The sequence below is a fragment of the Huijunlia imazamoxiresistens genome (assembly GCF_037132455.1).
Classification (GTDB): domain Bacteria; phylum Bacteroidota; class Bacteroidia; order Chitinophagales; family Chitinophagaceae; genus Flavisolibacter; species Flavisolibacter imazamoxiresistens.
This window is the reverse complement of sequence record NZ_JBBBEI010000010.1, coordinates 88,985-110,460: the sequence shown is the minus strand read 5'-3', so window position 1 is coordinate 110,460 and position 21,476 is coordinate 88,985. Positions and strand designations below refer to the sequence as shown.

At 57.1% G+C, this 21,476-nt stretch carries 21 protein-coding genes and 1 other RNA gene; 17 read left to right on the top strand and 5 right to left on the bottom strand.

Features of this window, described 5'->3' with window-relative positions:
• The first annotated feature begins 128 nt into the window (after positions 1 to 128).
• Positions 129 to 1,076: a thioredoxin-disulfide reductase gene (gene trxB / locus V9K67_RS13875; protein WP_336723422.1), complete on the top strand. Its 948-nt coding sequence runs from the start codon at positions 129 to 131 to the stop codon at positions 1,074 to 1,076.
• A 121-nt stretch (positions 1,077 to 1,197) separates the two neighbouring features.
• Positions 1,198 to 1,575 carry a dihydroneopterin aldolase gene (gene folB / locus V9K67_RS13870; protein ID WP_336723420.1) on the top strand — a complete coding sequence of 126 codons (378 nt, stop codon included), beginning with the start codon at positions 1,198 to 1,200 and terminating at the stop codon, positions 1,573 to 1,575.
• A 121-nt stretch (positions 1,576 to 1,696) separates the two neighbouring features.
• Here folB and V9K67_RS13865 read toward each other — a convergent pair whose 3' ends face one another.
• Positions 1,697 to 3,037, bottom strand: coding sequence for an MATE family efflux transporter (locus V9K67_RS13865; protein ID WP_336723418.1), 1,341 nt, complete (start codon positions 3,035 to 3,037; stop codon positions 1,697 to 1,699).
• 87 nt (positions 3,038 to 3,124) lie between these two features.
• On the opposite strand from V9K67_RS13865, the gene V9K67_RS13860 reads away from it, so the two are divergent.
• The 7 genes from V9K67_RS13860 (at position 3,125) to V9K67_RS13830 (ending at position 10,637) form a co-directional block, all read left to right on the top strand.
• Entirely contained in the window at positions 3,125 to 3,928 is an 804-nt protein-coding gene (locus tag V9K67_RS13860; protein ID WP_336723415.1) for a DUF3822 family protein, read from the top strand.
• Positions 3,916 to 4,491: an RsmD family RNA methyltransferase gene (locus V9K67_RS13855; RefSeq protein WP_336723413.1), complete on the top strand. Its 576-nt coding sequence runs from the start codon at positions 3,916 to 3,918 to the stop codon at positions 4,489 to 4,491. The genes V9K67_RS13860 and V9K67_RS13855 overlap by 13 nt, the downstream gene beginning before the upstream one ends.
• A gap of 84 nt (positions 4,492 to 4,575) precedes the next feature.
• Entirely contained in the window at positions 4,576 to 5,145 is a 570-nt protein-coding gene (locus tag V9K67_RS13850; protein ID WP_336723412.1) for a 5-formyltetrahydrofolate cyclo-ligase, read from the top strand.
• Positions 5,135 to 6,208 carry a tetraacyldisaccharide 4'-kinase gene (lpxK, locus tag V9K67_RS13845; RefSeq protein WP_336723411.1) on the top strand — a complete coding sequence of 358 codons (1,074 nt, stop codon included), beginning with the start codon at positions 5,135 to 5,137 and terminating at the stop codon, positions 6,206 to 6,208. Before V9K67_RS13850 ends, lpxK begins: the two co-directional genes overlap by 11 nt.
• A 5-nt stretch (positions 6,209 to 6,213) precedes the next feature.
• A complete protein-coding gene (gene rnr / locus V9K67_RS13840) occupies positions 6,214 to 8,361 on the top strand; it encodes a ribonuclease R (RefSeq protein WP_336723409.1) in 2,148 nt (715 codons plus the stop codon).
• Between the two features lie 3 nt (positions 8,362 to 8,364).
• Complete coding sequence (locus V9K67_RS13835; RefSeq protein ID WP_336723407.1) at positions 8,365 to 9,330, top strand: polyprenyl synthetase family protein; 966 nt, start codon at positions 8,365 to 8,367, stop codon at positions 9,328 to 9,330.
• A 119-nt stretch (positions 9,331 to 9,449) separates the two neighbouring features.
• Entirely contained in the window at positions 9,450 to 10,637 is a 1,188-nt protein-coding gene (locus tag V9K67_RS13830; protein ID WP_336723405.1) for a vWA domain-containing protein, read from the top strand.
• An 83-nt stretch (positions 10,638 to 10,720) separates the two neighbouring features.
• Here the strand turns inward: V9K67_RS13830 and V9K67_RS13825 are convergent, their stop codons facing one another.
• The 3 genes from V9K67_RS13825 to V9K67_RS13815 all read right to left on the bottom strand — a co-directional run bounded on the left by V9K67_RS13825 (position 10,721) and on the right by V9K67_RS13815 (position 13,270).
• On the bottom strand, positions 10,721 to 11,800 hold the full coding sequence (locus V9K67_RS13825) for a M48 family metallopeptidase (RefSeq protein WP_336723404.1): 1,080 nt from the start codon (positions 11,798 to 11,800) through the stop codon (positions 10,721 to 10,723).
• Positions 11,800 to 12,747, bottom strand: a complete 948-nt coding sequence (locus V9K67_RS13820) for a YjgN family protein (protein ID WP_336723402.1) — start codon at positions 12,745 to 12,747, stop codon at positions 11,800 to 11,802. Before V9K67_RS13820 ends, V9K67_RS13825 begins: the two co-directional genes overlap by 1 nt.
• A 175-nt stretch (positions 12,748 to 12,922) precedes the next feature.
• Positions 12,923 to 13,270, bottom strand: a complete 348-nt coding sequence (locus tag V9K67_RS13815) for a hypothetical protein (RefSeq protein WP_336723401.1) — start codon at positions 13,268 to 13,270, stop codon at positions 12,923 to 12,925.
• 172 nt (positions 13,271 to 13,442) lie between these two features.
• Between V9K67_RS13815 and V9K67_RS13810 the strand changes: the two genes are divergently transcribed.
• The 4 genes from V9K67_RS13810 (at position 13,443) to rnpB (ending at position 17,454) form a co-directional block, all read left to right on the top strand.
• The gene (locus V9K67_RS13810) at positions 13,443 to 15,167 is read left to right on the top strand and encodes an amino acid permease (RefSeq protein WP_336723399.1); all 1,725 of its coding nucleotides are present in this window, start codon (positions 13,443 to 13,445) and stop codon (positions 15,165 to 15,167) included.
• Positions 15,168 to 15,199: 32 nt separating this feature from the next.
• Positions 15,200 to 15,835, top strand: coding sequence for an HD domain-containing protein (locus tag V9K67_RS13805; protein WP_336723397.1), 636 nt, complete (start codon positions 15,200 to 15,202; stop codon positions 15,833 to 15,835).
• Between the two features lie 78 nt (positions 15,836 to 15,913).
• The gene (locus V9K67_RS13800; RefSeq protein ID WP_336723395.1) at positions 15,914 to 16,927 is read left to right on the top strand and encodes a Smr/MutS family protein; all 1,014 of its coding nucleotides are present in this window, start codon (positions 15,914 to 15,916) and stop codon (positions 16,925 to 16,927) included.
• A gap of 133 nt (positions 16,928 to 17,060) precedes the next feature.
• An RNA gene (gene rnpB, locus V9K67_RS13795) (RNase P RNA component class A) lies at positions 17,061 to 17,454 on the top strand.
• A 51-nt stretch (positions 17,455 to 17,505) separates the two neighbouring features.
• Here the strand turns inward: rnpB and V9K67_RS13790 are convergent.
• Positions 17,506 to 18,420, bottom strand: a complete 915-nt coding sequence (locus V9K67_RS13790; protein ID WP_336723393.1) for a CPBP family intramembrane glutamic endopeptidase — start codon at positions 18,418 to 18,420, stop codon at positions 17,506 to 17,508.
• A 116-nt stretch (positions 18,421 to 18,536) separates the two neighbouring features.
• Here V9K67_RS13790 and V9K67_RS13785 point away from each other — a divergent pair, with 116 nt between their 5' ends.
• From V9K67_RS13785 to V9K67_RS13770, 4 genes are all read left to right on the top strand, one after another.
• Positions 18,537 to 19,706 carry an esterase-like activity of phytase family protein gene (locus V9K67_RS13785; RefSeq protein ID WP_336723392.1) on the top strand — a complete coding sequence of 390 codons (1,170 nt, stop codon included), beginning with the start codon at positions 18,537 to 18,539 and terminating at the stop codon, positions 19,704 to 19,706.
• 164 nt (positions 19,707 to 19,870) lie between these two features.
• Positions 19,871 to 20,302, top strand: coding sequence for a hypothetical protein (locus V9K67_RS13780; RefSeq protein WP_336723391.1), 432 nt, complete (start codon positions 19,871 to 19,873; stop codon positions 20,300 to 20,302).
• 125 nt (positions 20,303 to 20,427) lie between these two features.
• Entirely contained in the window at positions 20,428 to 20,916 is a 489-nt protein-coding gene (locus V9K67_RS13775) for a GAF domain-containing protein (RefSeq protein ID WP_336723390.1), read from the top strand.
• Positions 20,917 to 21,151: 235 nt separating this feature from the next.
• Positions 21,152 to 21,388, top strand: a complete 237-nt coding sequence (locus tag V9K67_RS13770; protein ID WP_336723389.1) for a hypothetical protein — start codon at positions 21,152 to 21,154, stop codon at positions 21,386 to 21,388.
• Positions 21,389 to 21,476 lie beyond the last annotated feature (88 nt).

The following is a 21,476-nucleotide window of genomic DNA, read 5'->3' as shown; positions in this document are numbered from 1 at the left end:
GAGTTTACAAGTTTCCATGTTTACGAGTTGTTTAAGTTGAGTCTCTCCAACGAACTCGTAAACTCGTAAACCCGTAAACTCGTAAACTTTCCTCTACTTTTGCACCAAATTATTGAACAGATACGAGGATGGAAAATAACGCGACAGAAATTATCAATTGCCTGATTATCGGTTCCGGCCCGGCCGGTTATACTGCCGCCGTGTATGCGGCAAGGGCGAATATGAAACCTGTGCTGTACCAGGGCATCCAGCCCGGCGGCCAGCTGACCATCACCACCGACGTGGAAAACTACCCCGGTTTCCCCGACGGCATCATGGGACCCGAGCTGATGATCCAGTTCGAAAAGCAGGCCCTTCGCATGGGCGCCGACCTGCGCTACGGCCTGGCCACCAAGGTCGATTTCTCCTCCCGCCCCTTTAAGGTGTGGATCGACGAGGAAAAGCTGGTGGAAGCCAACTCCGTGATCATCGCCACCGGCGCCTCGGCCAAATGGCTGGGCCTGGAAAGCGAGCAGCGCCTGAACGGCTACGGTGTGAGCGCCTGCGCAGTTTGCGACGGCTTCTTTTTCCGCGGAAAGGAAGTGGCCATCGTAGGCGCCGGCGATACGGCGGCCGAAGAAGCCCTCTACCTTTCCAAACTGTGCTCTACCGTGCACATGTTCATCCGCCGCGGCGAGATGCGCGCCAGCAAGATCATGCGCGACCGGGTGCTGAAAACCGAAAACATCAAAATGTACTGGAATACCGAGACCGACGAGATCCTGGGCGAAAAGACCGTGGACAGCGTGCGGGTGCGGAACAACCAGACCGGCGAAACAGCCACTATTCCCATCAAAGGCTTTTTCGTGGCCATCGGGCACCAGCCCAATTCCGATATTTTCAGGGATTACCTGGAGATGGACGAAGCGGGTTATATCAAAACGGTTCCCGGCACCGCCAAAACCAATGTGGAAGGCGTTTTTGCCGCCGGCGACGTGCAGGATAAAATGTACCGCCAGGCCGTGACCGCCGCAGGCAGCGGCTGCATGGCCGCCCTGGATGCCGAACGTTTCCTGTCGGCCGAAGGACTGCACTAAGCTTCTGATCCCCAATACAACTGGTTTCAATGATGGGAGAGGGCCTGCCCTTTAAACCATTTGAAACCAGTTGTGTCTTTTTTACCAGGATACTTTTTACCACCTGCTCAACCAGAAGTTTATGGCCGGAAGCATTACCATTGAATTAAAAGGCCTGCGTTTTTTTGCAGAGCACGGCATGTATGCCGAGGAGCGGAAAGTGGGCAACCAGTTTGAAATAGACCTGTCCGCTACCTACAAGGCGCCGAAGCATCCCATCGTTTCCATCGAGGAAACGGTGAACTACGTGGAAATTTACCGCATCATCGAAGAAGAATTTTCCGGGCACAAGCACCTGCTCGAAACCTGCGCCATGCAGATCTGCGACCGCCTGCACGAGCAGTTCCCCGAACTCCGCACCATCTGCATCTCCATCAAAAAAATGAGTCCCCCCATCACCAACTTCACCGGCTCGGTCGGAGTGACCTATACCCGGGAGTTTTCGGGAAAAACCAAATAGATTCAGGGAATTGGTTCATTGGTTCATTGGTTCATTGGGGATTAGGGCAGTGCGTTCCGATATTTGGAGAAACTTTCAATAGTCAAGACCTAATATCCCAATGAACCAATGAACCAATCCCTCAAATCCTTTTGGATTTCCACTTGCCGCTTTGCAGGTACCAATAAGAAAGCCCCAGCGTAGTGCCCCAGTAGAGTATTTCGGACATCCAGCCGTAGAGGATGGGGAGGCGGTAGACTTCCAGTACCAGGTATACATAAAGGGTGTACAGGCAGATAGACACTACCTCGATGCCGAAGGTGACCCTGCTGTTGCCCGTACCGGTTACCGAGCTGAACCACACAATGGAAACCGACATCAGCACCATGCTGCAGGCTACCAGCCGCAGCACCGGCACCCCCATCTGCTGAAAGTCGGGGCCTTGGCCGTAAATGGACAGGAAGAGTTCCGGCAGGAGGTTCAGCAGCAGGCAGACGCCGAGGGCCACTCCTGAACAGAGGCGGACGATCTTGCCGATCAGTGCCAGCACCTGTTCCTTGTTGCCCTGCCCGATAACGTTGCTTACCATGGTGTTGGTGGCGGAGGAAAAGGCCCAGAGAAACACGCCGAAGAAGCCGTAAACGTTGCGCATGGTGTTGGAAACCGCCAGGCTGGTTTGCCCGTGGTGCTCCACCAGGATGTAAAAAAAGATCCAGCTGATGATGCTGATGGCATGCTGCATCACCAGGGGCCCCGACATGTGGGCGATCAGCCGGGCATGGCCGCCGTCCCACCGCAGGCCTTTCATCAGCGAGAACTGCCGGCCGATGCCCTTGGCGGTGATCACCAGGAAAATGACGATCATGCCGAAGAACTCGGCAATGATGGAGGCATAGGCGGCCCCGTAAAAGCCCAGGTGCGGGAAACCCCATTTGCCGAAAATGAGGGTGTAGTCGAAAAAGATGTTGGCGAGGGCCTCGGCCAGCGTGCCCGCCACCAGGTACTTGCTCCGGTTGATGCCCACCAGCAGGGCGTTGCGCATCTGGTACACGTACAAAAACGGCAGCCCCCAGATGCGGATTTTTAGAAAATGCACCGACATTTCGTAGGTTTCGCCGGAGCGCAGGCTTCCTTTTAAAACCAGCGGCGCCACGAAGTAGGTGATCAAAATGCCGAAGGCGGCGATCAGCAGCGAGATCAGCAGGCCCTGGTTGAAAATCTTCCCGATTTCCTGCGGCCGGTTTTCCCCCGCCCGCCGCGACATCAGGGCCTGCAGGCCGTTGTTGAGCCCGAAACCGATGCCGGCAAAGATGAGGTAATACACACCCGTGATGCTGGCGGTGGCCAGCGCCTGCTCGCTCAAATGCCCCAGGAAGATATTGTTGATGATGTAGTTGAACTGCGGCACCAGCAGGGCCAGGCTGATGGGCAGGGCGATCTTCAGGATCTGTTTGTACGATATATCGACCTGTAGCTTTTCCATTGCAAAGGGCTGCAAGCTACCGATTGCTGATTTTCCCGCCACACAATTCTTTGTATTTGCTTACTTTGCAACCTTAACCCCCCGGTGTTGAAAACATTATTGGATATAGGAACGTTTGAACAGGTCAATTCGGAAGCAGGCACCCTGGTGGTGGAGATCGGTGATACCTACGCCGTGCTTTCCTTGCTGGACGAGGATAAAAAAAGGGTGGAGGCCTTCCAGGTGCTCTCTTTCGATCCGCTGGAAGAAATCCTGCCGCCCCTGCTGGAGCAGCTGGCTCCCGCCGGCTCCAGCTTCCGGAAAGTGATCATTTCCCCCGCCTTTCCCCAGGCCCTGCTGGTGCCCCACAAGCTGTTCCGCAAAGAATCTTCCCTGCTGGAAGCCGTGTATGAAATGGGCGAAGTGCAGCAACTGCACGACGTAGTGGGCGAATGGCAGGTGGTAAACTGTTATGCCGTTCCTTATTTCCTGTACAAAACCCTGGCGGAGGCTTTTCCTTCGGCCGCCTTTCTGCATGCCTACACGCCCCTGCTAAAGTCGCCCGATGCCGCCGCCGAACACCAGCTCACGGTGCATTTCGTGCACAACATCTTCCGCGTGCTGGTGAAAAAGTCGCGGCAGCTGCAACTGGTGCAGACCTTTGTGTACGAAACCCCCGCCGACGTGGCCTACCTGCTGCTGAAGATCTGTAAAGAGTACCATATGGCGCCGGCCGATACGGCCCTGCTGCTGTCGGGACTGATCGGGGAGGACTCCGACCTGCTCCACGAGCTGAAAACCTGGTTCCGGCAGGTGTATTTTACCACCGCTGCGGGCCTGTCGTCGCCGGGCAAGAATTTACCGGGACACTATTTTTCTTCACTTCATAACCTGGCAGTATGCGCATCATAAGTGGAAGCCTCGGCGGCAGACGCATCAACCCGCCCGCAAAAATGCCTTATACCCGGCCAACGACCGATATTGCCAAGGAAGGGCTGTTCAATATGCTCCAGAATACCCTGGACTTTGAAGAACTGAAAACCCTCGACCTCTTTGGCGGCACCGGCAGCATCAGCTACGAGCTGGCCTCCCGGGGCGTGCCCGACCTGACCATCGTGGAACGCGACACGCAAATGTTTGCCTTCATCAAAAAAAACGCGGAAGACCTGAAGCTCCAAAACTTCAAGGTGGTGAAATCCGAAGTGTTCAAGTTCATCGAAACCTGTAAGGACAGCTTCGACTTCATCTTTGCCGGTCCGCCTTATGCGCTGACCACGATCGACGAGCTGCCCGTACAAATATTTAAAAGAGGACTGCTGAAGCCGGGCGGACTGTTCGTGCTGGAACATACCCCCCGCAACAACTACGAAGCCTTCCCCCATTTCCAGACAGCCCGCAACTACGGCACTACGATTTTTTCGTTCTTCACCCTGGAGGAAGAAGGGCTAGAGCAGGAAGGAAGCGATGAGCAATGAGTGATAAGACATTAGGAAGGACTGTTCCCTGTACCTAATTCCCAATGAACCAATTAACCAATTCCCTTCTTCACCATTGACCGTATGCTGAAAAAAGATATCCGCCAGCTCTACCGGCAGAAACGCAAGACCCTCAGTCTTCCCCAGAAGCTGAAGCTCGACGACCTGCTGCTGATCCAGTTTCAAAAGCTGCGGCTGCCCTTCCTGTCGGTGGTGCTCAGCTATCACCCCATCGAAGAAAACAACGAGGTGGACACCTTCCTGATCACCGACTTTTTGCAGTTCAAAAATCCCGGCCTGCAGGTGGCCTACCCCAAGATCGACCTGGTGGAAAGCACGATGCAGGCCATCGTCTGCGACGAGGAAGAAGCCTTTGCCCCTAACCGTTATAACATCCACGAGCCTGTGAAATGCGACGCCATCGCCGCCGCCGAGATCGACCTTGTGCTGGTGCCGCTGCTCTCCTTCGACCGCCGCGGCAACCGCGTGGGCTACGGCAAGGGCTATTACGACCACTACCTCGAACACTGCCGCGCCGACACCCTGAAAATAGGCCTGTCGTACTTCGAGCCGGTAGACCTGATCGAGGATGCCGGCGCCCATGACATCCCCTTAAATTTTTGTATCACCCCGCAGGAAGCCTATGTTTTCTAATCCCTTTTTAAAGTCGTTCCGGCTGCTGCTGTTTCCCTTCGCCTTTCTGTATGGCCTGATCGTATCGCTGCGCAACTGGCTGTACGACAAAGGGATCAAAAAATCGGCGGCATTCGGCCTGCCGGTAGTCTGCGTGGGCAACCTGTCGGTGGGCGGCACCGGCAAATCGCCGATGGTGGAATACCTCGTGCGCCTGCTGCAGGACCACTACCGGGTGGCGACCCTCAGCCGGGGCTACAAGCGCAAAACCCGGGGCTATGCCCTGGCATCGGAAAAGACCACGGCTCTCGATATCGGCGACGAGCCCCTGCAGTTTCACCGCAAATTCCCCGACATAGCGGTGGCGGTGGGCGAGGAGCGGCTGGTGGCCATCCCGCAGCTCCTCCACGACCGGCCCGAAACGGAAGTGATCCTGCTGGACGACGCCTTTCAACACCGCGCCATCCGCGCCGGCCTCAACATCCTGCTGACCGACTACGGCAACCTGTTTACCCGCGACTTCTACCTGCCGGCCGGCGACCTGCGCGATGCGCGCTCGTCTTACCAGCGGGCCCAGGTGATCGTGGTCACCAAGTGCCCGCACAGCCTCACCGCCGAAGAACGCGACGCCCTGCAGGCCGAGATCGAACCCCTTGCGCACCAAAAGCTGTTCTTTTCCACCCTCAGCTACGGCCTGGTATACCACCTCGTCCACCGCAGCGCACTCGTCCTCGACGACCAGACCGAAGTGCTGCTGGTAACCGGGATTGCCAATCCCAAGCCGCTGGAAGCGTTTTTGGAAGAGCGCATTCACACCTATCACCTCCAACATTTCAGCGATCATCATATATTTACCATAGACGACCTGCGCGATATCAAGAAAAAGTTCGATGCGCTGCAGGCGCCGCGAAAGATTATTCTGACCACCGAGAAGGATGCCACCCGGCTGGAAAAATTTGAAAATGAAATAAATGGCATACCTTTTTATGTGATTCCCATCGAACCCCGGTTTTTGTTCGACCAGGGATCCGAATTCGATGCTATCATATTGAGCTTCATTGAGCAATTTAAAAAACCAGTATAACATACATGGGAAGGAAAAACGCCAAAAAGCCGCACAAGAAGAGACATCAGGGCAATAGTACGGGCAATGAACTGGAAGGAAGACTGGTAACCACCCGCTCGGGAATGGGCTTTGTAGTGGTGGAAGGGCTGGAGACCGATGTGCTGGTACGCCCCAACGACTTCAATACCGCCCTCAACGGCGACCGGGTCCGCGTGAAGCTGGCCGCCCAGCGGGAGGGACGACGCGTGTCGGGCTTCGTCACCGAGATCATCGAACGAAAACAAACCGAATTTATCGGGCGCCTGCAGATGAACAAAGGCTTTGCATTTTTCGTGGCCGACTCGGACCGCAAAATGCCCGATATCTATATCCCGCAGTCGGGCTTTAACGAGGCCAAGGAAGGCGACCGCGTCGTGATCCGCATCACCGAGTGGGAGATGGGCACCGGCAAACGGCCCGTGGGCACGGTGGTGTCCATCCTCGACGAGGACGCCAACGACGTGGCCATGAAGGAGATCCTGCTCGAGAACGGCTTCCCGCTGGAATTCCCCGAAGAAGCCATGGAAGAAGCCGCCCGCGTGCCGGACATTATCCCTGCCGAAGAGATCGGCATTCGCAAGGACCTGCGCTCCATCCTCACCTTTACCATCGACCCGGTGGACGCCAAGGACTTTGACGACGCCCTTTCCTTCCGCGTGCTGCAGAACGGCAACTACGAGATCGGCGTACACATAGCCGACGTCAGCTATTACGTGCAGCCCGGCACCGCCCTCGACGATGCCGCCTACGCCAAGGCCACCTCGGTCTACCTGCCCGACCGGGTGAACCCCATGCTGCCCGAACATATTTCCAATGTGCTGTGCTCCCTGCGCCCGCACGAGGACAAGCTTACCTTTTCGGCTATTTTCCAGATGTCGCCCCGCGGCGCCCTGAAGCAGTACTGGCTGGGCCGCACCGTCATCCATTCCGACCACCGCTTTACCTACGAAGAGGTGCAGGACATCATTGAAAAAGGAGAGGGACAGTACATGGACGAGATCTTTATCCTCAACAATATTGCCCAGCGCCTGCGGAAGAAGCGCATCTCCAGCGGCGCCATCAACTTTTCCTCGCAGGAAGTCCGCTTCAAGCTGGACGAAACCGGCAAGCCCATCGGCGTGGTGGTCAAGGAAAGCAAGGAAGCCCACCAGCTGATCGAGGAGTTCATGCTGCTGGCCAACCGTATCGTGGCTGAGAACGTGTCAAAGGTGAAGATCAACAAAAAAGAGCTGCCCTTCCCCTACCGGGTGCACGACCTGCCGTCGGAAGAAAAGCTGTTGCCCTTTATTGCCTTTGCCCGCAAGTTCGGCCACCGCTTCGATACCGATACGCCCGAGGCCATCGCCGCCTCCTTCAATACCATGCTGGCCGATGTGCAGGGCAAGCCCGAGCAGCACGTGCTCGAATCCCTGGGCATCCGCACCATGGCCAAAGCCGCCTATACGGTCGAGAATATCGGCCACTACGGCCTGGGCTTTGAAAATTACTGCCATTTTACCTCGCCCATCCGCCGCTATCCCGATATTTTAGCGCACCGGATCCTGCAGCAGGTGCTGACCGGCGACATCAAGGTGGACAAGCAGCTGGAGAAGAAATGCAAGCACAGCAGCGAGCGCGAACGGGCGGCCATGGAAGCCGAGCGGGCCGCTAACAAGTACAAGCAGGTAGAGTTCATGAAGAACTACCTGGGCGAGGATTTCGACGGTGTCATCAGCGGCGTGTCGGCCTTTGGCTTCTGGGTGGAAACGGTCGAGCATAAGTGTGAAGGCCTGGTGAGCATCAACAGCCTGATGGAGTACGACGAGTTCCGCCTGGTGGAGTCGGACTACCGCCTGGTAGGCGCCCGCAGCGGCCGTATGTTCCGCATGGGCGACAAGGTACGCATCAAGGTAGCCGCCGCCAACCTGACCAAGCGCCAGCTCGATTACGAGTGGGTGATGACCCCGGCCACCGAGGCGGAAGCTGTCATCGCTACCGAGCAAACGGCACCCCACCAGAAAGCGGCCAAGCCCAAGCGCAAGCCCAAATCGAAAAAGAATGAACTGATCGCCGAGGAGCCAATGGCGGAAATGGTGTTCGAAAAACCAAAACGAAAGTCAAAAACCAAAAAGAAAAAAGAAGGGGAAGCATAAAGCATGCATACGTTTGAAGAACTGTCCGTACAATTCACACAAAAGTTTTCTACCGACCATTTTCCGCAACAGCCGTCCACTCTTTACGAACCGAACCGCTATTTTTTACAGTTAGGCGGTAAGCGGGTACGTCCCGTGCTCTGCCTGATGGCCAACGAGCTCTTTGATGAGATCCATAAAGATGCCTGGCCGGTTGCCACCGCAATCGAGCTGTTTCACAATTTTACGCTTATCCACGACGATATCATGGATGCGGCGCCCCTGCGGCGCGGCATGACGACGGTGCACGAAAAGTACGGGCAGAGCACGGCCCTGCTGGCCGGCGACGTGATGCTGGTAGCCGCCTACGACTACCTGAACAAGATTTCCGGCAAGTTCCTGCCCTCCATCCTCGGCCTGTTCAATACCACGGCCCGCGAGGTGTGCGAAGGACAGCAGCTGGACATGGACTTTGAAAAATGCGACGGCGTGGGCTTCGACGCCTACATCAACATGATCACGCTGAAGACCTCGGTGCTGCTGGGCGCCAGCCTGAAGATGGGCGCCATCCTGGGCGGTGCCGGCGAGCGCAACCAGAAATACATTTACGAGTTCGGCCGCAACCTGGGCCTGGCCTTCCAGGTGCAGGACGACTACCTCGACGCTTTTGGCGACCCCGAAAAATTCGGCAAGCAAACCGGCGGCGATATCAAGTGCAATAAAAAGACCTTCCTGCTCATCCATGCCCTGGAAACCGCGGCCCCGGACCAGAAGACCCGCCTCGAGGCCCTGCTGCAATCAGACGGGGAGAATAAGGTAGAAGAAGTGCTTTCGATTTTCCGCCAGTGCAAGGTGGACGAATGGGCCCGCTCCCTGAAGGAAAAATACCTCGAGGATGCCCTGGCCTGCCTGGAAGAGATTGCCGTGGTCAGCAAGCGCAAGGAGCCGCTGAAACAGCTGGCCCTGTACTTAATTCAACGCGACAAATAATTCGGAAAACAGGAATACGAAAAATGTAAAAGGCCCGGAATAACACCAGGCCTTTTACATTTTTCGTTAAACAGTATGTAATCGCTCCGGGCCGCGCATCCTATGCTCAAAATAACTGTATGAGCAACCGAAATTTCCCGCCTGCAGCATTTTCCCTCCTGCTTCTTTTCCTGGCAACCGCTCCTTTCTTTTCGCCCGTAGCTGCCCAACGGAGGCTGAGCGCCATGGCCACTTCTACCGCCGCCCGTGTGGTGCTTCCGGCGCCCAAGATCCAGGTCGCCATCCTGCTCGACGTCAGCAACAGCATGGACGGGCTGATCGCCCAGGCCAAAAGCCAGCTCTGGAACATGGTCAGCGTCATGGGCCGGGCCAATTGCAAGGGCGCCACGCCCCGCCTGGAGATTGCACTCTATGAATACGGCCGCACCACCAACAATGCCGGCCAGGGATATGTCAAACAGATCGATGCGTTTACCACCGACCTCGACGGCCTGTCCCAACACCTTTTCAATTTAAACACCCAGGGCGGCGATGAATACTGCGGCCACGTGATCTACAAATCCGTGCAGCAGCTCAACTGGGATACCTCCGCTTCCAGCTACAAGGTGATCTTCATTGCCGGCAACGAGGACTTCCTGCAGGGCGATGTGTTATACACGATAGCCTGTGCGGAAGCCCGCAAAAAAGGAGTGGTGATCAATACCATTTATTGCGGCAGCCGGCAACAGGGTATTTTGGAACACTGGAACCTGGGCGGGGAATGCGGCGGCGGCACGTATACCAACATTGACCAGAACGCCAAAGCCCAGGAGATCGCCACGCCCTTCGACAACAGCCTGGTGCAGCTCAATAACCGCCTCAACGGCACCTACATTGCCTACGGTTCCGGCGGCGCTGCCGCAAAGGCGCTGCAGTCGACCATGGACAAGAAAAATGAAGAGGTGACGGTTATGGCCTATGCCACTCGGATAGCGGTGAAAGGGGAGAAGAAGCTGTACCGCAATACGAACTGGGACCTGGTGGATGCAGCGGAAAGCGACAGCACCATTCTTTCGAAGGTAGACCTGCAAACCTTGCCCGACAGCCTGAAAAAGAAGAGCCGTACCGAGCTGAAGCGGGTGGTGGCGCAAAAAACGGCCGAACGCAACGCCATCCGGAAAGAGATCAAGGAAGTGAATGCTAAGCGGGAAAAATTCATCGCCGCCGAACGCCAGAAGCTGGCGAAAGACAATACCGCCACCCTGGAAACCGAGATCGAAAAGATCATCCGCCAGCAGGCAAAACGGTACAATATGGAAATCAGGTAAGATTTCGGATATCGGATTTCGGAACCCTTGAGAGCAGAGAGACTCTTTCTTCTTTGAAGGGTTCCGAAATCCGATATCCGAAATCATTTTTGCTTTAGGGCCTTGAAAAGGCTGTCCAGGTCCCTACGGGCACCCGTTGGGGTGGGATGGCTTTTCCGGTAGCGGTCGGCGGCGGTGATGCGGTCCTGGGTCAGCGGGTGGGTGCTCAGGAACGACAGGCGGCCCGGCAGGTCGCCGACCTCCTTCAGGGCCAGCATCAATTCATTCATGCCCCCGACATCCACGCCGTTCTTCCGCATCAGGTCCATACCTTTCTGGTCGGCCTCCGTCTCCAGCGAGCGGGAGTAGCGCAGGCCGTACAGGGCGTCGGCATTGGTAACCAGGGCGCCCGAAACTCCGGACAGGTCGTTGAACACCACCGACACCAGGATGCCGTTGGCGGCATTGCGCAGGAGCGACCGCAGGCTGTGCCGTTCGTTCACGTGCGTGCTTTCGTGGGCCAGCAGGGCGGCCAGCGCTTCGGGTGATTTTATCTTATCCAAAATACCGCGGTACACCACTACCTGCCCGCCGGGCAGGGCATAGGCGTTCACGATCCCGCTGTTGACCAGGGTCAGCCGGATGGGGTAGTGGGAGCTGAGCTCCAGGCGGTCGGCAAAGGCCTGCAGCTTCCGGGTACCGGCTTCGTCCACGGTGGCGCCCAGCAGGCGGGCTTCCTGCAGCATCGCCTCGTGCAGCTTGTCGCCCAGCACCATCTCCTGCTGCACGCCGATCATGCGGCTGCCCAGGAAGGGGATCAGGGTCACCAGCAGGAAATACAGGCCCACGGCCAGCGCCACCATAACCGGCACCAGCAGCACCAGCTTTTGCTTCATCAGCCAGTCGGAGGGGTGGGGGTTGGCCGCCTCCACTTTTTCCGCCAGCTCCGCCGCCAGCGGCGTTTCCGCCGGCAGCTGCAGGTATTTCAGTTTTTTGGCGTCGAGGTACACATAGCAGGCGCCCCCAACCCGGTGGTGGCTCATGCCGGCGGGCGGGAAGCAGTCCAGCAGGTGCTGGCCTTCCTCCTCGTACAGGCACACAAGGTCGTTGAAAAACAATACCCGCACCGGTCTGGGGCGGGCACTGTTTCCATCAAAATAGCGTATGGTTTCCGGTTGTTCCATCAGATGGCGGTTCCAAGGTCCAGTAAATCGGCCATATCGTCGCCGGTGGCATTGTTGAATTCGGGTTGTACCTGCTCGAGCGTTTCAAGGACTATGGTGCCGCTGGCCTCCACGTTTTCCAGGGCAAATTGCATCGTGCGGGTGACCACCCAGGCATAGCCGAGACCCAGGGTAAACAGCACGATCAACATGTTGACGATCAGCAGGCCGGCAAAGCCGCCGCCGGTCGCCTTCGACCGGAAGAAGATCACCTCGTCGTCCTGCTCCAGGCGCAGGTTGTTGACGAAGAAAGCATACAGGTCTTTCTGCCACCAGAAGGAATAAACGCCCAGGGTCAGCAGGGTAAGGATATAGCCTTTCAGGTTCAGGCCGAAGAAGTCGCTGCCCTCGCCCGAAAAGGTAAAGCGGGCATCGCCGGCCCGGATGTTTCCGACAATGTAGCGGCGCAGGTTATTGGCGAACCAGGCACCGTAAATGCCGAAGGTTACCACGGTCAGCAGCAGGCCCTTGAAAAACAGTACGACCAGTTCTTTGCGGTTGCCGCTGTAGCCGAAGCGGATACCCCGCCAGCTGGTCTTGGACATGCGGTAGCGGTACGAGCCGTGCAGCGAAAGCGGCACGAGGGCCAGGAAGCAGCAATAGAACACCAGGACGCCGAGCCCGGGCTGATCCAGGGCCACCAGCCCCACTAAAAGGGCATACAGGCCCACCAGGATGGCGACGGCCGTGATGAAGCCCCGGAACATTTCCTTGCCGGTGCCGGAAAAGACAAAAGGCGTTTGCTCAAAGGTGCTGTTGCCGTACAGGAACTGGAGGGATTTGGCTTTGGCCCAGGGGTAATAAAGGCCCAGGGTAAGGATGCAGAGAATGGTGTTGACGATGCTGATCTTAAAATAGTCGCTGCCTTTGCCGTGAAAGGCCAGCTCATACGAACGTTGTTCATTCATTGTCATAGCGTTTTGGTTGCCTCCTCAAAATAGTGCAGTTACGCAATCAGCCAAAATAATGAACAGGTGATTTGGATGGGGTAGGCATAAACCCCTAAAATGCAAAAAGAGAAGGGGCGTCGTCGCCCTTTCTCCAAAAAAAACAAGAATACGAAAACCAGATATTTTCAGCCGGTTAAGCCGCAGCGAAACAGGAGAGGATGATCGCCAGGTCGATGAGCACGCTGAGGGCAAAAACGGGTATGGTCACTTTGGTGGGCATGGCGGCCAGGTTGGTCACCAGGGCCATCCCCATGGCTACCAGTGCCAGCACAAAGAAAAAGATATTCACCCCGGTCAGGGCAGTGGCAAACAAGGTAAGGGGCGTCAGCACGCAGCCGTGACCTGCCAGCACGATCGCCAGCCAGCCAAAGCGGTTTTGTTCCTGGCCGGCGCACCAGGCGAAGAAGCGGGAAAGCAGGGCGGATTGGGCAGTGCGGTTGGTATAAGGGGCGGCGATGGTTTGGTTAGAGAGTGTATGCATGATTGTTCGTTTTTGTTCCACAAATGTCGCTGCCGTTCAGCCGCCCCGGATTGACGACCGCCTTGTCCTTTACTGATCTTCGTCAGCCGGTGGCCTGACCGGGCTCAAAAAAGTGAGGCCTGCCTGCCGGGGCTGCCAAAGTTTTTATACTTTAAGGCCCAAAAACCAGCCGATGGCCTACCAGTTGTTCCGGAAGAAATCCATTCCTGCCATATTAAAAGAAGCCGAACAGGGGCTTAGCGACAGCGAGGGGCACGCCACGGGCCTGAAAAAAGTGCTGGGGGTAAAGGACCTGACGGCCCTGGGCATTGCCGCCGTCATCGGCGCCGGCATTTTCAGCAGCATCGGCAAGGCCTGCTTCGACGGCGGGCCGGCGGTGATCTTCCTGTACATCTTTACCGCCATCGCCTGCGGCTTTGCCGCTCTTTGCTATGCCGAATTTGCCTCCACGGTGCCGGTTTCGGGCAGCGCTTATACCTACTCGTATGTGGCCTTCGGCGAGCTCTTTGCCTGGATCATCGGCTGGGACCTGCTGATGGAATACGCCATCGGCAACATCGCCGTGGCCATCTCCTGGAGCGACTATTTTACGGGCCTGCTCGACAAGGCGGGCCTTCCGCTTCCGCGCTGGCTGACCATGGACTATACCACCGCCCATCACGGCTATACCGAGGCCGCCGCCCTGCTGGCGAAGGGCGAAGCCGCGCCCAATATCGACGCCACCCTGCTGGAGCGCCACGCCGCCTGGAGCCAGGCGCCGCAGGTGGGGGGCATCCCCTTTATCATGGACCTGCCCGCCCTGCTGATCGTGGCGCTGATCACCTACGTGGTGTATGTAGGCATCCGCGAGTCGCGGACGGCCTCCAACCTGATGGTGCTGCTGAAGCTGGCCGTGATTTTTCTGGTGATCGTGCTGGGCGCTTATTTCCTGCAGCCCCAGAACTGGACGCCCTTTGCTCCCAACGGTTTCGGCGGGGTCATGAAAGGGGTGTCGGCCGTGTTCTTTGCCTATATCGGTTTCGACGCCATCTCCACCACCGCTGAGGAATGCAAGGATCCGCAGCGCGACCTGCCCAGGGGCATGATCTATTCGCTGATCATCTGCACGGTGCTTTATGTGTTGCTGGCCCTGGTGCTGACCGGCATGGTGCCCTACACGATGCTGAACGTAGGCGACCCGCTGGCCGAGGTGTTTGCCCGGCGGGGCCTGGGCTGGATCTCGGGAATCGTGGCCGTCAGCGCCATCTTTGCCACGGCCAGCGTGCTGCTGGTGTTCCAGTTGGGGCAACCCCGCATCTGGATGAGCATGAGCCGCGACGGCCTGCTGCCGAAAGTGTTTTCCCGCATCCATCCCAAATACCAAACCCCTTCCTTTTCCACGGTGCTCACCGGCTTTGTAGTGGCCGTGCCGGCCCTGTTCATGAACCTCGACGTGGTGCTGGCCCTAACCAGCATCGGTACCCTGTTTGCCTTTGTGTTGGTGTGCGGCGGCATCCTGGTGCTCGACCGGCAGCCCAACCGGCCGGCCTCGCGCTTCCGCGTACCCTTCATCAACGGCAAATGGATCGTGCCCCTGTTGTTCCTGTTGGGTGCGGGGCTGGTGACCCGGTACGTGCCGGGGCATTTCGCTTCGCTGTTCACGCTGGAAACCTTCCCGATGCTGCTGTTCTGGCTGGTAGCGGCGGTACTGAGCGTGCTTACTTTTGTCCATAATTTTTCACTGTTGCCGGTGCTGGGCTTGGTCAGTTGCTTTTACCTCATGGCCCAGGAAAGCCATTCCAACTGGCTGCGCTTCCTGGTATGGCTGGCAGTGGGCCTGGTGATTTATTTTACCTATAGTTACCACAACAGTAAATTGCACCGCGAAGGGAAAGAGGCAAGAGTCAGTGGTCAATAGTCAATGGTCATTTGGCAAATCAGCAAACCTGTATGAGCTCCCACTACCTGTACGAAAAATGGAAAGGGCTGACACGGCAGGCGCCGCCAGAAAAGGCGGAGCGCTGCTGGCAGCGGCTGCAGGCGGCTTATTCCGAACCGCACCGCCGGTACCACAACCTGGAGCACCTCAACCGGATGTTCCGCTGGTTCGATGCGTACGTGGAAAGGTTACGCCAGCCCCAAGCGGTGCAGTGGGCCATCTTTTACCATGATGCCGTGTACCGGCCGGGGGAGCCGGACAACGAGGAGCAAAGCGCCCGTCTGGCCGAAGCGGTGTTGCGGGAACTGGAATTGGATGAAGTCCTCATTTCTCCTGTCCGCGCACTGATCCTGGCCACCCGCGACCATTATGCCGGCGGTGAACGGAGCGGCGACGGGGCGTATTTCCTGGACTTCGACCTGGGCATCCTGGCCGTGGACCAGCAGGAATATGCCGCCTATGTGCAGGCGGTGCGGCAGGAATACGAAGCGGTGCCCGACGAGGCTTTCCGGGCCGGCAGAACGGCCTTTGTCCACCGGCTGCTGCAACAGCCGCACCTCTTTTTTACCCCGGAATTCCGGGCGAAGGAGGAGCAGGCACGCGCCAATCTTACCTTCGAACTGCAGGAATGCCTTTGGCATTCTTAATGCGAATAAATTTGTACCGTGAAAAGTGTATCGTCGGTTCGATGCACGTTTCCTGTTTCACGATTCACGATAAAAATTATGAAATTTCAAATAGGCGATAAAGTATTAGTGCTGCATTCCAATGAAGAGGGCGAAGTAGTGGAGATCATCAACAATAAAATGGTGCTGGTAGAGGTGCGGGGCGTGAAGTTTCCCGCCTACATCGACCAGCTGGACTTTCCCTATTTCAAGCGGTTTTCCGAAAACAAGCCGGCGCCGAAGAAGGCGCCGAAAATGTTCGTGGAAAACCTGAAGCCCGAAAAAAAGCAACCCAAGGTGGCCGACGGGGTGTGGATCACCTTCCTGCCGGTTTTCGATATGGATGAATTTGGCGACGATTATGTGCAGGAGCTGAAAGTGCACGTGGTGAACCGTACGGTGCGGAGCCTGAATTTTATTTACCGGCTGCAGTTTTACGGAAAAACCGAGTTCGAACTGAAAAACCAGCTGGGATCCTTTTCCGATTTCTACCTGCACGATATCCCGTTCGAAGACGTCAGCGACAGTCCTGCCTTTGCCTTCGAGTTTTCGCTGCAGCAGCCCGAAAAAGGCAAAGCCGATTTTTTTGAAGCCTCGGTAAAGCTGAAGCCCAAGCAGCTGTTCCAGCGGATCGAGGAGATCCGCCAGAAGGGCGAAGCCACCTTCAGCTACCGCCTGTTCGAGCATTATCCCAACAAGGTTGAGGAGGAAAAGTTCGACATGAGCTCGCTGGCGGCAAAGGGCATCAAGGTGTACAGCGCCAAAGAAGCACGCCGGCACCTGCCGCCCGCCCGGACGGTGGTGGACCTGCACATCGAAAAGCTGAACGAGGAATGGCAGCGGCTTTCCAATGGCGAGATCCTGGATATCCAGTTGCGGGAGTTCGAAAAATGGTACGAGCTGGCGGTAGCCCACCGCCAGCCCCACCTGATCGTGATCCACGGGGTGGGCACCGGCCGCCTGCGCGACGAGATCCACGACGCCCTGCGCCTGAAAAGGGAAGTGAAAACTTTTGTCAACCAGTACAATGCCTCCTTCGGCTACGGCGCCACGGAGATCTATTTTCAATACTAATCAGGAGAAGGTATTGGTTAATTGGTTAATTGGGAGCAAACATTCCTGTTGCGGAAACGGTTTGCCCCCGCCAGGGCCCAATTAACCAATTAACAAATACCCCATTAGCCAAATTCGCTTAGTTTTACACCTTGCTGCAGGCTGCGCTATTGATTCCCGCTTTGGCGGGGGTAGGAAAGTCCGGACAGTACAGAGCAACGCACCGGCTAACGGCCGGCTTCCTTTCGCCTCCGGCGGGAGGAACGAGAAAGTGCCACAGAAAATAACTGCCCCGCTCCGGCGGGGTGAGGGTGAAAATGTGGGGTAAGAGCCCACGTCGCGTTGTAGCAACACAGCGGGAGGGTAAACCTTGCGTGCTGAAATGCCATGTATAGGGCCGGCTGGGAGCTGCTCGTTCCCGCTGGCGCAGTCGCGCCACACGGTCCAGGGTAGGCAGATACAGGTGGCTGGCAACAGCCATCGCAGATAAATAATAGCGGTTCCGCCCCGGCGGAATACAGAATCCGGCTTATAAGCCTGCAGCAAATTTTTTTAATCTTTTACTTTTTACATCCATCTCCTCTCTTCGTACTTCGTACTTACGAATGATGCATGTTATTGCCCAGGTAGCCGCCCAGCTCCATCAGCCAGGCAATGCCCAGGTGCACCACCAGTCCGCCCAGGATGGTGCGGGTGTGGTAGGTGACCACCCCCAGGATAAGGCCCCCGAAAAAAGAGCTGATACATTCGCCCAGCGGCTTGCCGAAATGAATGGTGCAGTAAAACAGGGCCATGGGCAAAATGGCGTCCCTGCCCGCCCAGCGGGCAAAGGCCAGCACCATAAATCCCCGGAAAAATAACTCGATGGACAGGAAATCGCTGCCGTAGGCCAGCTCGTAGAGCAGCTGGTAGAAGGGATTGCTGTGCCTGCCGGAAAGGTAGAGGATGTTTTTGAGCTTGGGATAAACCGCCAGGAAGTCGGGCTGGGTGGAGGCGGCAGCGAGCAGCGGCAGCATCAGCAGCAGCATCAAAAGGTAGGGCTTTGCATGAAAGCCCCTGGTGGTCAATCCGTAAAACGGCTGGTCCCGGTCAAAGACCCGCCACAGCAGCAGCAGGGCCGCCAGGAAGACCAGCAGCTTGAACGGCCAGTCGGCCACCTGGTTCCAGTAAGCATTTTCATAGAGGTGGGGGCTGAAGGCAAACTGGGACGTAAACGCCATCTTCCAGGCAAACAGGGCCGGGGCGATCAACAGCAGGGCTACGAACCGGGGATAGTGGAAATACCGCTTCCGGCCCCCGGCCTGCGCCAGCAGGTAGGGAAAGGAAAAGGCGGAAAGAAAAACCGCGTACCACGAGCCGAACTGGCCGGGATCGCTTAACGTGCTGATGTGCCGGTTGAGGCCATGGTAGTAATTGACAAAGATGGCCAGGGCAATAAACAGCGCCGACAACGCCAGCACCGGCTTTTCCACCCCAACGATGTATTCCTTCAAATAACCTGCAATGGTTTTCATGAGCTCCTTGTTCTGGGCGCGAACTTAGAACATACATCCCACAACCAAACGGTTAAACCCCCGGCCAGGGGACCGGGCGCCTCCGGGAACCTTCAAACCCCGATCTTCGTAGCCTTATGAGGGTCGGAAGCTGTTTAAAAAACTTTATTTCGGGACTGCTGGCGTGGGGGCTGGGGGCGGCTTCCTGTACCCCGCTGGCGGAGGTGGCCGGCGTGGATTACCCGGTTGCGGTGGGCCACCTGCGTTTCCTGGGCAGCTACACCCTGCCGGACAGCACCTTCTTCCGCGGTACGCTGGTGGGCGGGCTGTCGGGCATCGATTACGATGCCAAACGCGACCTCTATTACCTCATTTGCGATGACCGTTCCGACCGGCATCCCGCCCGCTTTTACACGGCCCGGATCCAGACCTCGCTGCAGGGCATCGGGGGCGTGCAGTGGGTGAACCATACTCCTTTGCGGCAACCCGACGGCCGGGTATATCCCTCCACCCGGCAGGACCCTTCCCGGTCACCCGACCCGGAGGCCCTGCGCTACGACCCCCTGCGCCGGCAGTTTGTCTGGAGCAGCGAGGGCGAGCGGCTCACCGGCAGGACCCCGCCCGTATTGCAACACCCGGCCCTCCTGTCGCTTTCCCGCCGGGGTGCCTTTGCGGACAGCTTTCCCCTGCCCCCGCAACTGCGCATGCAGGCCGTCGAAAAAGGCGCGCGCCGCAACGGCGCTTTCGAAGGCCTTGCATTTGCCGACGGCTACCGCACCCTGTACGCCTGCATGGAGGAGCCGCTCTACGAGGACGGCCCCAGGGCCGGCGGAGGGGATACCGCCGCCTGGGTCCGCCTGGTCCGGTACGATGCGGCTACCCATGTGCCCCTGGCCCAGTACGCCTACCGGGTAGCGCCCGTGGCGCATGAGGCCGTGCCTGGCGGCGCGTTCCGCATCAACGGGGTGTCGGATATCCTGGGGGTGGGCAACTACCAGCTGCTGGTCACCGAGCGCTCTTTTTCCACGGGGGTGAAAAACTGCACCATCCGGCTGTTCCTGGCCTCCCTGGACGGAGCGGAAGATGTATCCGCGACGCCCTCCCTGCAGGAGGTGCCGCCGCGGCACCCGCTCACCAAAAAGCTCCTGCTCGACACCGACTCCCTGGGCATTGCCATCGACAACATCGAAGGCGCCACCTTCGGCCCCCAGTTGCCCAGCGGCTACCCCTCCCTGCTGCTGGTCGCCGACGACAACTTTTCCCCGCAGCAGCAAACGCAGTTCCTGTTGTTTGAGGTGCGGCCCTAGCGGAGTTTACGAGTTTACGGGTTTACAAGTTTACGAGTTCCTGACGGGCGCAAGCAACTCGTACACTTGTAAACCCGTAAACTCGTAAACTAATGTTCGTGCACGTTTTTTAACCTTACTTAACCTCCGTCTTTAGTAGTTTGGCTGCCTAATTCATCACTATCATGAAAAAATTACTGGTACTGGTTGCTTTGTTTACAACCGTTTATGCTACAGATGCGCAGGCACAACAGCAAGGTGGAGGCGATCCGGCCGCACGCATTGCCCGTATGAAAGAACGCATGAAACCCGAACTGATCGAAAAAGCTAAAATATCCGATGCCGAAGCCGACAAGGTGATCGAGATCAGCGCCGCTTCCATGCAGAATATGCGTGGCCTCCGCGACCTGAGCGAAGCCGACCGCACCAAGAAGCTGGAAGAGATCCAGGCGGCAAATACCAAGAAGTTCAAGGCCATCCCCCTGACCGACGACCAGGTGAAGGCAGTGAATACTTATTTTGCCGAAAGAAGAAGCCGCATGCAGCAAGGCGGTGGCGGCAACTGGAACGGCGGTGGCAATCGTAACGGCGGTGGCAACGGCGGTAACGGCCAGTAATCCGGAGATTTTTTTTGTTTATAAGGTTCTATTGTTTCCAGAAGAAGGCTGCTCCCCGGAGCAGCTTTTTTTATGGGCAAAAACGGGAAGGGCGTTTTTCCTAAATTTAAGGCTTAATCATGTTTATGGCGGAAGATCTGAGGATAGTTACCGGAACGAAAGAAGAGCAGTACCAGGCGTTGTGGCCCCAGGTAAAAGCCCTGGTGGAAGGCGAGCCCGACCTGGTGGCCAACCTGGCCAATATAGCCGCGGCGCTCAAAGAGCAGTTCGGCTGGCTGTGGGTAGGATTTTACCTGGTGAAAGGGGAGGAGCTCGTGCTGGGACCCTTCCAGGGCCCTGTGGCCTGTACCCGCATCAAAAAGGGACGGGGTGTTTGCGGCACCAGCTGGGCGCGGGCACAAACCCTGGTAGTGGAGGATGTGGAAAAGTTCCCGGGCCATATTGCCTGCAGCAGCCTGTCGCGGTCCGAGATCGTCATTCCCCTCTTCCGCAACGGCGAAGTCATGGGGGTGCTGGACGTGGACAGTGCCGAATGGGGACGGTTTGATGCCACGGATGAAAAATACCTGCAACAGATTGCCGGCCTGGTGACGTTTGAGGAAAAGGGCGGTTGATTTTTTGGGGAAAAAGGAGGGGGCCGGGAAGGGGGCCGCAGAAGAATAGTTTATAAAGTTATTTATTATCGGGTTTCGCATTAAAAATTTTTTTTCCGCCGAATTGTATAACTTTCACTACGATTCCTTTGAAAATCATGCGTTTTTGAATTTTCCGGGGAGAGCAATGAGCGGGAAGAAAACCGGCACAGGAATTTCCTGCTGTTGTAAAACGATCACCCAAAAACTATTTTTTATGCAACGGGGAAACAAACGAAAGGACGCGGCTCCTGAAAATGATACCAGTGCGAAGCGCTCCGGCAATGGAACCTATGACCGGTATGAAGCTGCCCAGGCCAGCACCCAGGCTGCCCGAATGGAAGCCATGCATGATATTGAGCAGGATGCCGACCTGAGCATCCACAGCCCGAACGACGACCTGGATGAAGGAGAGACCGCACGACTGGGCGAAGACCGGACCGACCTGATCTGATCTTTATTTTCTTATATTTTGTGTGCAGGGGATGCCCGCTCCGCGGGGCGTCGGCAGCAGCAGGCTGCCGGGGAAGAGGCCCTTTGGC

Excerpts from the sequence above, each read along its gene's own strand:
- trxB (WP_336723422.1), top strand. The coding sequence starts at position 129 with ATGGAAAATAACGCGACAGAAATTATCAATTGCCTGATTATCGGTTCC.
- folB (WP_336723420.1), top strand. The coding sequence starts at position 1,198 with ATGGCCGGAAGCATTACCATTGAATTAAAAGGCCTGCGTTTTTTTGCA.
- V9K67_RS13865 (WP_336723418.1), bottom strand. The coding sequence starts at position 3,037 with ATGGAAAAGCTACAGGTCGATATATCGTACAAACAGATCCTGAAGATC.
- V9K67_RS13855 (WP_336723413.1), top strand. The coding sequence starts at position 3,916 with ATGCGCATCATAAGTGGAAGCCTCGGCGGCAGACGCATCAACCCGCCC.
- V9K67_RS13850 (WP_336723412.1), top strand. The coding sequence starts at position 4,576 with ATGCTGAAAAAAGATATCCGCCAGCTCTACCGGCAGAAACGCAAGACC.
- lpxK (WP_336723411.1), top strand. The coding sequence starts at position 5,135 with ATGTTTTCTAATCCCTTTTTAAAGTCGTTCCGGCTGCTGCTGTTTCCC.
- rnr (WP_336723409.1), top strand. The coding sequence starts at position 6,214 with ATGGGAAGGAAAAACGCCAAAAAGCCGCACAAGAAGAGACATCAGGGC.
- V9K67_RS13835 (WP_336723407.1), top strand. The coding sequence starts at position 8,365 with ATGCATACGTTTGAAGAACTGTCCGTACAATTCACACAAAAGTTTTCT.
- V9K67_RS13830 (WP_336723405.1), top strand. The coding sequence starts at position 9,450 with ATGAGCAACCGAAATTTCCCGCCTGCAGCATTTTCCCTCCTGCTTCTT.
- V9K67_RS13825 (WP_336723404.1), bottom strand. The coding sequence starts at position 11,800 with ATGGAACAACCGGAAACCATACGCTATTTTGATGGAAACAGTGCCCGC.
- V9K67_RS13820 (WP_336723402.1), bottom strand. The coding sequence starts at position 12,747 with ATGAATGAACAACGTTCGTATGAGCTGGCCTTTCACGGCAAAGGCAGC.
- V9K67_RS13815 (WP_336723401.1), bottom strand. The coding sequence starts at position 13,270 with ATGCATACACTCTCTAACCAAACCATCGCCGCCCCTTATACCAACCGC.
- V9K67_RS13810 (WP_336723399.1), top strand. The coding sequence starts at position 13,443 with ATGGCCTACCAGTTGTTCCGGAAGAAATCCATTCCTGCCATATTAAAA.
- V9K67_RS13805 (WP_336723397.1), top strand. The coding sequence starts at position 15,200 with ATGAGCTCCCACTACCTGTACGAAAAATGGAAAGGGCTGACACGGCAG.
- V9K67_RS13800 (WP_336723395.1), top strand. The coding sequence starts at position 15,914 with ATGAAATTTCAAATAGGCGATAAAGTATTAGTGCTGCATTCCAATGAA.
- V9K67_RS13790 (WP_336723393.1), bottom strand. The coding sequence starts at position 18,420 with ATGAAAACCATTGCAGGTTATTTGAAGGAATACATCGTTGGGGTGGAA.
- V9K67_RS13785 (WP_336723392.1), top strand. The coding sequence starts at position 18,537 with ATGAGGGTCGGAAGCTGTTTAAAAAACTTTATTTCGGGACTGCTGGCG.
- V9K67_RS13780 (WP_336723391.1), top strand. The coding sequence starts at position 19,871 with ATGAAAAAATTACTGGTACTGGTTGCTTTGTTTACAACCGTTTATGCT.
- V9K67_RS13775 (WP_336723390.1), top strand. The coding sequence starts at position 20,428 with ATGGCGGAAGATCTGAGGATAGTTACCGGAACGAAAGAAGAGCAGTAC.
- V9K67_RS13770 (WP_336723389.1), top strand. The coding sequence starts at position 21,152 with ATGCAACGGGGAAACAAACGAAAGGACGCGGCTCCTGAAAATGATACC.